We start from the raw sequence: 13,051 nt of genomic DNA on the forward strand, positions 1-13,051 counted from the left end.
TTGCCCTCCGGCAGTGTGACTTAGACCATTTCTCGGCGGCGATGAACGCGCGTACATTTCCTTCAGCAATACATAGTCAAAGTCGCGCCCGCATGCATCAGCGGGGACAATTCCTTAGTCGCTCGCTCGCAACTTCCAGCCTTTTCCGTGATCCTGTTAGTACGCTTACATCATACACATGAATGGAAAGCGTTGTCAATGAGTTCATTCGGCTTCGCAAACCGTCCTCCTGCCGGGTTCAAGGAACGGCCAAGCAGACAAGGCTTAGGCACGATGGCCTAAGCCTTGCTCCAATGTCGATTCCCCTCCTCCTCGGGACTCAGACGATTTGCGATTCTATGCTATCCGGCTTACAGGCTTAGTTCCCATACATCGAGCGATTCAAGGACGGCCTCGCCTTTCCTGGCGAACAAACGAAGGCCAAGGCTAGCCGGGTCGGGATAAATCCGGTTCGTGACCGTCTTCATTCCGTGATTGGCAAATAGCTCCACCGACGACCGGTCGAGGTACAGATGAATGACAATGCGGCCGCCCGGCAGCGGAGCCAGCTCCAGCTCGCTGCAGCCAAGCTCGCCCGCGCCGGAGCGGCTGCGGTCCATCCGCAGCTTGCCTTCCGGCCAACAATACGAGACTTCGGTAAACTGGCCGCCGTCCTCGGAGCACCTGAGCTGCAAACCAAACTCACTTCTGGTCGCCGAATCGGCTATACGGAAGATCGCCATGATCTCCAGAGCGTCGCCATACGCACCGGTAAGCGGCACAACCGTATCGGCACCCATCGTCATCATGCCGAACGCATGATGCGCGCCCCGCAGCGACTTCGCCTCTTCCACCGGATTCATGCGCAGCGTGCCGTCCGCAGCCAGCGTCAGCTCGCGGGGAAGCGTAAACGTCCCCATCCAGCCGCGCTCCTGTTCCGGCATGCGTGCCCCCCATATGTTCATCCAGCCGATCAGAATGCGCCTTCCCCGTTCGTCCTCGAACGTCTGCGGCGCATAAAAATCATAGCCGTATTCGAGCCTTTCCCTATAGCGCACATCCAGCTTGCCTGTTTCGTAGTTGAAACGGCCGGACAAATACATCGTCTTCGTATCGCCCATATTCATCGGTGAGAAAATAAGCACATGCTCACCGCCGCCCCCAAGCGCGAACAAATCCGGGCATTCCCACATGTTGCCCATCGTCCCGTCGCTTTCAGCCGCAACCCCGGCGTACGTCCACTGCCGCAAGTCCGGCGATGCGTACAGCAGCGCCTTGCCCAAGCCGTCCTTGCCGTATCCGACGACCATGTACCATTGCCCTTCATGCCGCCATACTTTCGGATCGCGGAAGCCAAAGCCGCCTGTCTCCGGTGGAGCGGCGACAACGGGATTATGAGCCGACTTCTCAAACGTGACGCCGTCGGAGCTCGACGCGACGCACTGCACCTCCTCCGGCGTGCGGCCATCGACATGCCCAGTGTAGATCAGCGTAAGACGGCCTTGATCGTCGACAGCGCTGCCCGACCAGCACCCGTAACCCCGGCAGTCACCCGAATCGTATTCTTCGGACGGCGCTAACGCGATAGGCAAATGCTCCCAGCGCATCAGGTCCTTGCTCTTGGCATGCCCCCAATACATGGGACCATGCCGGGGCTCGTACGGATTGTGCTGATAGAACACATGGTATTCGCCCTTATACACAATCAACCCGTTAGGATCGTTCATCCAGCCGGCCGGCGGCATCAGATGGTAACGAAGCCGGTAACCATCTTCGTCCGGGAGCTCGGCCGCCGCCCGCTGCAGCGCCGCATTGGCTTGCCGCAGCCGCTCCGTGTGACTTGTTTGCAATTGCTCTTCTTTTTGTCGTTCCACCTATATCCACCTTCCTAGATCATCTTTATGATGAATGCTCCGCCTGCTGCAGCAATGCTTCGATCCGGTCCTTCGACGCTAACGCCGGAATCGCTCCTTTGCGGGTCGCCGCTAGAGCGCCGGCCGCATTCGCGAAGCGCAGCGCATCGCGCAGCTCCGCTTCGCTCCAAGCCGCAAGCTGCTTATCCAGCTCGAGCACCTTATACAACAGAGCGCCGAGAAAGCCATCCCCCGCTCCGGTCGTATCGATCGTCTGAACAGCGCAGCTCTCGACATGACCCCAGCAGCCGTTCATGCGGAAGTACGACCCTCTCTCGCCGGCCGTCACCAGCAGCATCCGGATCGCGTGCTTGTCCGTCAGCTTCTGCGAAGCGGCTTCCACGTTCGGCATCCCGGTCAAGAAATGTAATTCTTCCTCGGATACTTTGACGACATCGGACAACCCGATTCCCGCGTTCATCATCTCCAGCGCCTCGCGCTCATGATTCCACAGCGCAGGACGCCAGTTCGGGTCGAACGAGATCAGCGCCCCATTAGCCTTGGCAACCCTTGCCGCCGCAATCGTTGCACTTCGACTAGGCTCGGCAATCATAGAGATCGAACCGAAATGAAAGATCCGCGTGTCCGCAAGCAGCTGGGCACTCAGCTCTTCTTCCCGCAGGAGCTGGTCGGCACCGGGCTTGCGGACGAAATGAAACGAACGCTCGCCGCGCTCATCCAGCTGTACGAAGGCCATCGTCGTATGCGCTTCTTCCGTCTCAATAAGTCCGGTAGAGGATACGCCGTGCTCCTGTAGTGTTTGCCGCAAGCAAGCGCCGAACGGATCTTTGCCTACTTTGCCGATGAAGGCCGCCCGCTTCCCGAGCTTCGCCGCCGCCACCGCCACGTTCACCGGCGCACCGCCGGGATTACGTTCAAACAGCGGCTGCCCCTCGGCCGACGTCCCGTAAGGTGTAAAATCAATTAAAGCTTCGCCCAAAGCCACAATATCGCAGTTCATCGCAATTATCCTTTCCACATAACGAACATCAGCCTTTAATGCCCGACATCGTAATCCCTTGAATGTAATACCGCTGCAAGAACAAGAACAACACCAGGATCGGCGCCGTCGACAACGTATTCGCCGCCAGCACGTTGGACCAGTTCGTCCCTTGGTTGGAGGAGAACGCCGCAATGGAGACCTGAATCATTTGCTTGCTCTGGTCGTTGATCACGATCAGCGGCCACAAATACGAATCCCAGTTGCCCAGAAACGTGATCAGCCCTAACGTAATGAGCGCGGGAACCGCCGCCGGCAGCACGATGGATACGTACGTTCTCGGCAAGCCGGCCCCGTCGATACGGGCCGCTTCCATCATTTCATCCGGTACCTCCGCGAAAAACTGCCGCAGCATAAAAATACCGAACACGGACAGCATCGAAGGCACAATGAGCGCTTTGTAGGAGTTCAGCCACCCCAAATCGTGCATAAGCAAATAGTTCGGCACCAGCATCACTTCGCCCGGGATGATCATCGCGGACATGAACAGGGCAAAGACGATCGGCTTGCCGCGAAACCGCAGCTTGGCGAAGGCGAAGGCGGCCATCGAGTTAATCAGCAGAACAAGCGCCGTTACTGCGGAAGCTACGACGAACGTGTTCCCGATATAACGAAGAAACGGATTGCGCGGGTTATAGATGACGTTCTGGTAATTTTTCAGCGTCCACTCGACCGGAACGAGCAAATGCAGCTCAATCGACGTATATTTGAACAGCTCCTGATACGGCCGCAGCGACCCGGCTGCCATCCACACGATCGGTCCGATCGAGATCAGCGCGATGAGGATCATCAACAGCATCGTTAACAGTCCATACACTTTATTCAAGGTTGCCGCCTCCTATTGCTCCGCGTCTTTGTTGAACAGCTTCATCTGTATCAAGGAAATCGTCAGGACGATCGCGAACAGCACGAAGGCGGCGGCGGTCGCATAGCCCATTCTCATTTGGGTGAAAGCTTGCTTGTAAATGTAGTACACGATCGTCTCCGTAGAGCCGTTCGGCCCCCCGTTCGTCATGACGAATACGAGTCCCGACAGCTTGATCGCATCGATGGTCGTAATGATGACGACAAAGGCGGTCGTCCGCTTGAGCAGCGGCAGCGTTATGCGGACAAACTGCTGCAGCCGCGAAGCACCGTCGATCCGGGCCGCTTCGTACAGCTCCGGGGAAATTTGATTCAGCCCGGCCAGGAAAATAATCATGAAAAATCCCGCACCCTTCCATATGCCCAGTACAATGATGCCGTTCATCGCCGTATCCGGGTCGGATAAAAACTCCGTGATCGGCAGATGGAGCGCTTTAAGAAAGCTGTTCAGCAGGCCGTAATCTTTGTTGTAGATCAGTTTGAAGACGGTCGCCGCAACCGCGGTCGAAATGATCACCGGGATAAAGAACAGCGTGCGGAACAGCCCGGACACAGCCGTCTTCTTCTGAACGAGCAGTGCCATTCCTAACGCGATGCTCGTCTGAACCGGTATGACGATCAAGGCGAAATGAAAAGAATGGATCAAGCTGTTGTAAAAAGCTCTGTCGCCCAGCAGCTGTCTGTAGTTGTCCAGCCCGACGAAGACGTTGCCCGCTCCGACCAGCGAGTAGTTCCTGAAGCTGATGGCAAGAGCTTGAAGCATCGGATAAAAAACAAATACGAGCAGCAGGGCGAACGCCGGAGCAAGGAACCAGAAGGCCGTCGCTTGCTCGTGCCTGCGGAATCGCTGCGATGATTGCTTCGGTCGTAACGTGGAATCCATCGTACATCTCTCCTCTACCACACACCGGATGTTAGGTCTTATTTCTGTTCGAACACAAACACGTTCAGCTTCGACATGATGCGGCCATCCCCGCTCACGGCTTGGATTTCCGCCTGCCCCGGCTTCACGCCGGTAACAGTCGCTCCGCCTTCCGCGGCCGCGACGACGGCGACGGCTTCGTCGCTGGACCGCCACTGCAGCGTCTGCGGAACGCCGAGCGGAATGACGGCCGCTTCGACCCGCATCGCCTCGCCTGCAGGCACATCCAAAGAAGCTTTGCCAAGCACGATTCGCAGCGGCTTATCGCCGTCGGGATCCTCATCGCGCCATACCGATCTCAACGGATAATACTGAGCTTCGTTCAGAATGACGCCCCCCGCTTCCGGCGCATCCGCCGTCAGCTCCAAGCCGCTGCTCGTCGGATCCGGGAAGACGATGGCGGACATGACGGCTTCACCGTCGTTTGCAAACACCTCGATACTGGATTCATCGACGAACATGCGCAGCTTGAGCTTGCCTTCCTTCAGCCGGAGAGGCGCCGTCATGACCTCGGCGAAGCCTTTCTCGAATGCGGTGCTGCCCGACCTCGTGCGGTCAAGACTAAGCTTCTCCGCAGCCGCGTCGTAACTGACGGCCGTCTCTTGGCCGGCTCCCTGCCGCAGCTTGAAGGTCGCTATCGCTCCCGGCTGTACGGTCAAGTCCGCCGCCAGCTCGTAGGACGTCCCTCTAATACCGGCAAACGGATTGCGTCCGGCGGCGAGCTGCTGTTTGGGCAGCGTAACCTGCTTGCCTCGCAGCGCTTGCAGTTCCTTGACCGGCTCCTGAATCAGCCGCAAGCCCTGCCCCGGGATATTTCTCAGCCTTAGCTCGCGAGGGATCGACAAGTTTCCTTTCCAGCCCCCGGTCGGCATCGCAAACGGATACCGCCAATTGGACATCCACCCGAGCCAGATGCGGCGTCCGTCCTTCGCCGGGATGTCCGAATACGACACCGCCGCATAAAAGTCTTTCCCATAGTCCGTCCAGAGCACGTCGGACGGCTGATTGTCGTTATGGAACGTCTTCCCGTCGAAGCTGCCGATAAAATATTGCGCGGTGGAGCCCTTCGTCGCGTCGTTGTTGCCGATGCTGACAACCAGCACCCACCGCTTCCGCTTCGTTCCCTCGACAGGCAGCTCGAACAAATCCGGGCATTCCCACACCGCCGCGTGCGAGCCGTGTTCGCTGCCGAATTCGCCGCTCATCGTCCACGCTTTCAGATCGGGCGACGTGTAGAAACGCACCCGGTTGTCGACGGAAACGACCATCACCCACGCTTGCGTCGGCTGGTGCCAAAACACCTTCGGATCGCGGAAATCTTTCAGTCCGGGATTCGGAAGAACCGGATTGCCTTCGTATTTCGTCCACGTCCGCCCACGGTCTGAGCTGTACGCTATGCTCTGCGATTGGACGCCGCCTTTGAAATGCGTGAATATGGCCACCAAGCCCGGTTTGCCGCCGAAAAATCCGCTCGTATCGCGGGCGTCGACGACGGCGCTGCCCGACCATATTTCCCCAAGCGAATCCCGCACAAGCGCTACGGGCAAATGCTCCCAATGCAGCAAATCGCGACTGACGGCATGCCCCCATTGACCGCTGTTCTGATAAAATTGGTGATACTCGCCCTCGAAATAAACCATCCCGTTCGGATCGCTCAAATTGCCGGAGACGGGCGACAAATGATATTGCGGACGGTAAGGCTCCTTATACGCATTCGGATCACTCGAATACGTAATCCCCCGAGCTTCGGACGATATTCGCACATCCTCGTAACGATCCATCAGCACCGCCCCTCCGATTCCTCCACATACAAGCGCTGAAGCAGCGCCGGCTAACCATAACCGCTTGCTCTTTCTCATGCTACCTCCAGACATTCGTCATCCGTGCCGATATCGTCATTGTAACGGAGCCGTATTCGCAAAGATTCCAATATGCTCGGATATCGTTTTTCAATTTCTTTGGATCAAAAAAAGCCCGCTGCATAAGCAGGGGCTCGCAAGCTGTGTCCGGCGCATGTCACTGCGCATCGCTGCGGAGCAGCTCTTCCCGGTACTCCTTCGGACCTTTCCCGTAATACTTCTTGAACGCCGTGCTGAAATAGCTGGAGCTGGAATAGCCGACAAGAGTCGCAATATCGGTCAGCTTCAACTCACGATCCTTAAGCAGGACCACAGCTTTGCTCAGCCGAAGCTTCGTCACGTAATCGCTGAACGTCATGCCGGCGCTTTGCTTAAACAGTCCGGACAAATACGTTTCATTCAGGTGAAACATGTCGGCCAGCGAAGATAGCGTCAGCTCGTAGCAGAAATTTTCATCCACATATTTACGTATTGCTTCCATCATCTGCTGGCCGCTGGAAAAGCGCGTCTTCTGCACCTCGTTCATGACGAGCTGCGCCATCTCGTGCAGCTGCTCCAGCACCTGCTCCCGGGATGAGTAATCCCTCACCGTCAGCTGGCAGCTCCATAAATAGTTTTGCAGCGACGTGTCGCCGAGCTCAAATTTTTTGGCAACCGAATGAAACAGCAAAATCATCCGCAGCGCCATAAACGTAAATACAAACATCGGCGTATGCTGCCCGTCCGCGAAAATCGTCTGCATATGGTGGATGAACGCCTTCATATCGACATTTTCGATCGATTGCACCAGCTTCCGCTCCGCCTCGGGCGTGAACGCATGCGTCAGCTCCAGCATTTGGCTCCCGGTATGCGCCGAATCGATCGTGCTCCGGCTCCAGGACAGCATACTGGAGGCGTAGCCGTCCTTCAGCTGACGGAGCCCTAGAATCGGCTCCCCGATGCCGACGACGCTGTCTACCTTCAAATAGCTCTTCAAATTGCGTTTCAGCTCGCGCACGAAGCTTCGCACGAAGCTATCGCGGTTCGTATCGCCGTGCAGCAGCACAAGGTAATGCAGAATCGACGGACGACCGGCGTCATAGAACGGGATCACCTGCTCCCATCGCTCCGCCGACTCGCGGCACAGCAATTGGAAGGCGAGGTACAGCAAGTCCTTGCGTTCGCTCCAATCGTCCAGCCGACCCGGCGGTATCCGCATTTCCACCGTAACGAACTGCGCCGCCACATCGTCGACGGCCAGCGAGGGGAGCCGCAGCCGCTGCATGCGCTCCTTCATCGCGGATTGGCTGAACCCTTCGGCCTTGACCAATTGCCAGATGGCTTGCTCGCGCATCGTCTGCAGCGCTTGATGGTGGATCAGCTCCTCTTGCGCCTGCCGGGTTTCCCGGTTACGGCCCTCTTCGAGCTCCCCGGACAGCCTCGCGAGCAGCGCCAGCAGCTCGCTGCGCACAACCGGCTTGAGCAAATAATCCTTGACGCCGAGCTGAATCGCCGCTTTCATATATTCGAAATCCGAATAGCCCGACAGCACGATGATGGGCATGCCGGGATATTCGCTCTTGCAAGCGTGAATGAAGGCGATCCCGTCCATCTGGGGCATCCGGATATCGGTCATGACGACATCCGGCAGCGGGCCGCCGGCAAGAAGCTGCAGCGCTTCCGCGCCTCCCGAAGCTTCCATCGCGATCTCGTAGCCTGCGGAAGCCCAATCGATCTTCGCCTTAATGCTGTTACGTACGCCGACTTCGTCGTCAATAAGCATCATCCTGTACATTCACCGTCAGCTCCTCACAATCGGCATAAGCAGCGTAATCGCCGTTCCGACGCCTAACCCGGTTTGAACATCGACTTGAAATTGGCTGCCGTACTGCAGCCGGCATCGCGACAGCACGTTGCGCAGTCCGATGCTGTGCCCGGCACTCCCCAGAATGGCGACCGGATCGCCCTTATTCAAGCCGGCGTACAAATCGCGCACAAGCTCCGCAGTCATGCCGATCCCGTTATCCTTGACCGTCAGCAGAAGTCGATCTTCCTGTACCTGCGATTTCAGATACACCTGCGCGATACCGTCTTTCTCCAAGCTGTATTTGACGGCGTTCTCGACGAGCGGCTGCAGAATGAATTTGGGGATCAGATAAGGTCCGGCCGCTGTGTCCTCTTCAATAACGAGGCGCAGCCGCTCCTCGTGACGAAGCTGAAGAATGAACAAATAATCGCGGATGTAGGCCATCTCCTCGCTGACTCGCACGAGATCGCTGTGCAAATTCAGCGAATACCGCATCATTTTGCCGAGCGCTTCCGTGGCGTCCATCACCAGATCCTCGCGCTTCATCGCCGCCAAGCCGCTAATAATCTCCAGCGTGTTATTGTAAAAATGCGGATTGATCTGCAGCAGCAGCGCCTTGTACTCGGCATTTTTCCTGCGTACGTTCGTTTCAAACTCCGTTTCGATCAAGTGCCGCAGCCTGTGCGTCATCTGCTCGAACACTCCGGTTACGTAATCGACTTCGCTGTGCCCTCTGCGGACCTTCGGCATGAACTGCAGCGCCTGTCCGAACTCGCCCCGTTCCACATGCTTCATCGCTTTGGCCAATATGCTGAGCGGCTTCGTAATGCCGAACGACAGCCAGAAGGCGGCGATCATGGCGAGCACGAGCAGCAGGACGGTCACAACGAGTATCGTTTGGCGGATTTGCGTAATTTTCTCATACATTTCAGCCTCCGGTACGGTGCCGACGATCGTCCAATCCTGAGCCGGCAGCTTGCGGAAGAACAGCAAATTCGTCTCGCCGCCGGACCGAATCGGAAAACTGCCGCTTATCTGCGTACCGAACGAGCCGGCGATTTGCTTCATCGCCCTCTCCAGAACGTCCGTATCCCCGGACAGATCCTGATTGAGCACGCTCGTGCCTTCATGCGTCAGCAGCACAACCTTGCCGGTATTCCCGATCCGAATTTTTTCAATCGCGTTCTTCAGCAAAGAGCTCGGGTAATTCACTTTGATGAACCCGGCCTGGCGAAACGACTGAAGATGTACGAGCGGCAGCAGCAAGCTGTTGACCGAACGGGAACGCATGATGTCATCCGACTGGTCCGTATCTTTGTGGGCGGAAGTCCACTTCCTCTTTGCCGTTTCATAAGCCGAATACCAAGCGCTATTGAGGTAGCTGCGGTCCGACGTCCACAGCCCTCCCGACTGCTCGGTAAACACACTGATCGATATTCCGCTCGAATTGTTGACGGCATACGAAGAGAAGGTTTCCCGCAGCCGCTGCTTGGCCGGCACTAGATCCTGCAGCGAATGGTCCGGGTTGATTTGAATTTTCAGCCACTCCTGCGTCGTCCGGCTGCTCATCACCTGATTGCCCATATCCTCCACTTGCACGAGCAGCGTGCTCGCATGGGAGGCGAACTGCTCGATCGTCTGCGTCGTTGAGGATTCGATCGAAGCTTTAATAATTTGGGTCGCCTCGCCGCTTAATATATACGCAAGTGCCGCAAAGGGAACAATCAGCAAGCTCGACAACACGGCCATCAACCGGTTCCTTAATGAAAAAAACATGAGTTCCCCCCGCGCTGACCAAGCCTCTCGTATTATGGTTTTACTATACACCGCACCTTAGCCGGCTCACAACGACAAAGAGACGATCATCGAAATGATTCGTCTCCTGCCGCATCGCTTACTTTTTCTTCTGCGCTTCCGCATCGGCGTACGCCTTGTCGATCGCCGTAACGGCTTCGGCAACGGCCGTATCGATATTGCGCTTGCCGATTGTCACGTCTTCGAACATTTTATTGACGGCATCGGCCATTTGCGGGAAGATCGGCGTAATCGGACGCGGTCTGCCGTACTTCTGATTTTGCACGACGAAGATGTTCTTCGGATACTCGTTCAGCTCGGGGAATTGCTTCGCGGCGGAATATCGGGACGGAATGTCCTTCGTCATTTCGCAATAAATCTTTTGTCCTTCCGCTCCGGTTACGAAGTTGATGAATGTCCATGCTTCATCCGGATGGCCGCTTTTCGCCGAGATGCCGAGCGCCCAGCTTCCGTTCGCAACGGCCTGCTTCGTGCCCTTCGGCAGCGGCGCGATGTCGTAATCTTCACCCAGCTTGAAGCTCGGGTACTTCTCCTTCAAATTCGCCAGCGACCACGAGCCGTCGATCGTTATCGCCAGCTTGCCGTTCGGGAATGGCTCCGGCGGGTACTCCAGCGCGGAAACTTGCTCTTTGTTATACAGCTCCGAGAAGAACTGAATCGCCTTCTTCGTTGCCGCGGAATCGAGATAGCCCTTCGCCGTCTTGCCGTCAGGACTCATGATTTCCCCGCCGAACTGCCAAACGATCGGATATTTGAAATAAGCGGTGGCGCCGGCATTGCCGAAGCCCTGCGCCGGATCGATACCGAAGACGCCCTTGGCAGGGTCGTTCAGCTTCTTCGCCGCATCCAGCACCTGCTCCCATGTCCAAGGCTCGTCCGGATTTTTGGACGGCAGCGGAATGCCATTGGCCTGGAACAGCTTCTTATTGTAGAACAACGCAATCGACGATTCCGTTAACGGCGCCATATATATTTCATTCTGATACGTGTACGTGGCGAGAGTCGATTTCGGAATATCGTCCATATTCCCGTCCGCTTTGAAATACGAGGTCAGCGGCTTCAGCGCTCCCGCGTCGGCGTAGGAAGCGAGCGTCGGCGCATCGAGCGCCATAATGTCCGGCGGGCTTCCGGAAGCGATGGACACCCGCAATTTTGTATCGTAATCGGAGTACGGAATCGGTACCATGTCTATGGAGATGTTCGGATGTTTCTCCATGAAGGCTGCAACGAGCTTCTCGTAGGCTGCATTCTCCGTATCGTTGCCCGAATTCCGCCAAAACGTAAGCTTTACCTTCTCCGCCTTGTTCACGGATGCGTCGGCCTGCTTCGTCTCCCCTGCAGGTTTAGCGCTTTCACCGGAGCTTGAGCAGCCGGCCAGCATGCCGCCGAGCAGAACCGCACTGCACATCAGTCGGTATGTTTTCTTCACTTTGTTGTCCCCTCTCTTGTAACTATGTCGTTCGTTCATGTCCTTATCTTAACAAAGGCGAGGGGACTTGAAATTCAATTTTCTCTGCTTTGCACTTGCAATATGCTCACAACCGCTGATGCCGATCTCGTGCGAATGCCAGTCGGTACATGAGCAGATGAACGCTCAGCACCATGATATAGATCGGAAACGAGTACATCCATTGGTACCCGTGCTTATAATGAAACACGCCGGCTATAACGGCCAGCTTTTCGAGCCCCGTAGCCATGCACGCCCATATCAATAAATAAATGATTGTCATGAATTCGAACATCCGCAGCCGCTCATACCCGTAAATAAACAAGTAGCCGAACGGCGCGTACATGATGTAAGAGATCATATCAAACAGCTCGTAGCGGGAATGGTCGCCTAAGTCGTAGAAATCGAACGGCGGCACCTCGATCGTATGATCGAACACGAGACCGAAGGCAACCCCGATCAGCAAAGTAAACGTCGTTTGCAGCGGCGAGAACCGCCGCGGAACGATCCAGATCGCCGCAAAGCCGATTACGGTCAAGCCGATGACGAACCATTCGTTCCCATCGAATTGTGTGCTGTAAACGACGTCGTCCATTATCTGACCCATCCTTCTTTGAATGCCATCCGCCGAAACAGACCTCCCAACAGCAGCGTAACCGCCATCATCGACAGGATTATCACCGATTCCATCCCGGTCGTCCACCCGTTATCGGTCAGCACGCCGTTCCAGCGGAGCATCGCACCGATCAGCAGCTGGAACAGAAACGTATAGATCGTAATCGCCCAGCGCAGAACGGATCGGGACGTATTCAGAAATACATTGGCGAAAGTGATCAAGACGAATGTTACGGTAAAATCGTTATGCAATATCAACGAGATGAAGTGCGGCATGCTGTGCGTATTGATCTGAAATTTATTCATGTTATAGCCAATAATCGTCAGCTTGTTGGTCAGAATGGCTTCGAGCACCATAAACAGCAGGAAGTTGACGGCTAGCGGCAGCTTCTTCGCGAGCATCGCCTGAATGAGAATGCAGAACCATGCTATGCAAACGAAAATAACGATGACCACGGAAGCGTCCACACCCCTGTTTGTTTTCTATAACCATTCCCTGGAATGCTTTGATTTATGCTCGTTTGCTGCCGACGCCGTTTCCTCTGATATTAACTCGACTGTTGAATAGGCGATTTGCGGCTCAGCATGGCAGACATGACTATTTAATTGTAGGTACATTACAATTTCATCCGCCGCACGTTAATGCATCGAAATTGCCGTTCCTTCGCCCACTTTTCACGCTTCCGTCTGAAGTTTAACGGTTTGTAAGGGACCTATTTTGCCGGTTACGCGGTTTTGCTGCAATATTACGGACTTTGAAGGCGCTATCGGCCGACGATTGGGGTCATTCCTATTAAGCCCCCTAATTGGATTGGAGAGTATCTAGGGAAATAAGGTACTATTAATTCAAG

At 55.9% G+C, this 13,051-nt stretch carries 10 protein-coding genes; all 10 read right to left on the reverse strand.

The genetic code is table 11. From position 1 onward, the window contains the following. Positions 1 to 350: 350 nt before the first annotated feature. The gene (locus ACFFK0_RS30535; protein ID WP_377475218.1) at positions 351 to 1,853 is read right to left on the reverse strand and encodes a glycoside hydrolase family 32 protein; all 1,503 of its coding nucleotides are present in this window, start codon (positions 1,851 to 1,853) and stop codon (positions 351 to 353) included. A 25-nt stretch (positions 1,854 to 1,878) separates the two neighbouring features. Next, positions 1,879 to 2,853 (reverse strand): carbohydrate kinase family protein, encoded by a 975-nt coding sequence (locus ACFFK0_RS30540; RefSeq protein WP_377475220.1) that lies wholly within the window; start codon positions 2,851 to 2,853, stop codon positions 1,879 to 1,881. 28 nt (positions 2,854 to 2,881) lie between these two features. Then, positions 2,882 to 3,709 carry a carbohydrate ABC transporter permease gene (locus tag ACFFK0_RS30545; RefSeq protein WP_377475238.1) on the reverse strand — a complete coding sequence of 276 codons (828 nt, stop codon included), beginning with the start codon at positions 3,707 to 3,709 and terminating at the stop codon, positions 2,882 to 2,884. Positions 3,710 to 3,730: 21 nt separating this feature from the next. After that, the gene (locus ACFFK0_RS30550; protein WP_377475222.1) at positions 3,731 to 4,639 is read right to left on the reverse strand and encodes a carbohydrate ABC transporter permease; all 909 of its coding nucleotides are present in this window, start codon (positions 4,637 to 4,639) and stop codon (positions 3,731 to 3,733) included. 38 nt (positions 4,640 to 4,677) lie between these two features. Next, positions 4,678 to 6,537 (reverse strand): GH32 C-terminal domain-containing protein, encoded by a 1,860-nt coding sequence (locus ACFFK0_RS30555; protein WP_377475224.1) that lies wholly within the window; start codon positions 6,535 to 6,537, stop codon positions 4,678 to 4,680. A gap of 157 nt (positions 6,538 to 6,694) precedes the next feature. Beyond that, entirely contained in the window at positions 6,695 to 8,311 is a 1,617-nt protein-coding gene (locus tag ACFFK0_RS30560) for a response regulator transcription factor (RefSeq protein ID WP_377475226.1), read from the reverse strand. A 6-nt stretch (positions 8,312 to 8,317) separates the two neighbouring features. Then, positions 8,318 to 10,099 carry a cache domain-containing sensor histidine kinase gene (locus ACFFK0_RS30565; protein ID WP_377475227.1) on the reverse strand — a complete coding sequence of 594 codons (1,782 nt, stop codon included), beginning with the start codon at positions 10,097 to 10,099 and terminating at the stop codon, positions 8,318 to 8,320. A 118-nt stretch (positions 10,100 to 10,217) separates the two neighbouring features. Continuing rightward, positions 10,218 to 11,567 (reverse strand): ABC transporter substrate-binding protein, encoded by a 1,350-nt coding sequence (locus ACFFK0_RS30570; RefSeq protein ID WP_377475228.1) that lies wholly within the window; start codon positions 11,565 to 11,567, stop codon positions 10,218 to 10,220. Positions 11,568 to 11,673: 106 nt separating this feature from the next. Then, on the reverse strand, positions 11,674 to 12,180 hold the full coding sequence (locus ACFFK0_RS30575) for a hypothetical protein (RefSeq protein ID WP_377475230.1): 507 nt from the start codon (positions 12,178 to 12,180) through the stop codon (positions 11,674 to 11,676). Beyond that, positions 12,180 to 12,668 carry a hypothetical protein gene (locus ACFFK0_RS30580; protein WP_377475232.1) on the reverse strand — a complete coding sequence of 163 codons (489 nt, stop codon included), beginning with the start codon at positions 12,666 to 12,668 and terminating at the stop codon, positions 12,180 to 12,182. Before ACFFK0_RS30580 ends, ACFFK0_RS30575 begins: the two co-directional genes overlap by 1 nt. Positions 12,669 to 13,051: the final 383 nt, after the last annotated feature.

It is taken from the genome of Paenibacillus chartarius, assembly GCF_042432825.1.
Classification (GTDB): Bacteria; Bacillota; Bacilli; order Paenibacillales; family NBRC-103111; genus Gordoniibacillus; species Gordoniibacillus chartarius.

Bases quoted from the DNA above. Each gene is read 5' to 3' on its own strand.
- ACFFK0_RS30540 (WP_377475220.1), bottom strand. From the start codon at position 2,853: ATGAACTGCGATATTGTGGCTTTGGGCGAAGCTTTAATTGATTTTACA.
- ACFFK0_RS30550 (WP_377475222.1), bottom strand. From the start codon at position 4,639: ATGGATTCCACGTTACGACCGAAGCAATCATCGCAGCGATTCCGCAGG.
- ACFFK0_RS30555 (WP_377475224.1), bottom strand. From the start codon at position 6,537: ATGAGAAAGAGCAAGCGGTTATGGTTAGCCGGCGCTGCTTCAGCGCTT.
- ACFFK0_RS30560 (WP_377475226.1), bottom strand. From the start codon at position 8,311: ATGTACAGGATGATGCTTATTGACGACGAAGTCGGCGTACGTAACAGC.
- ACFFK0_RS30565 (WP_377475227.1), bottom strand. From the start codon at position 10,099: ATGTTTTTTTCATTAAGGAACCGGTTGATGGCCGTGTTGTCGAGCTTG.
- ACFFK0_RS30575 (WP_377475230.1), bottom strand. From the start codon at position 12,180: ATGGACGACGTCGTTTACAGCACACAATTCGATGGGAACGAATGGTTC.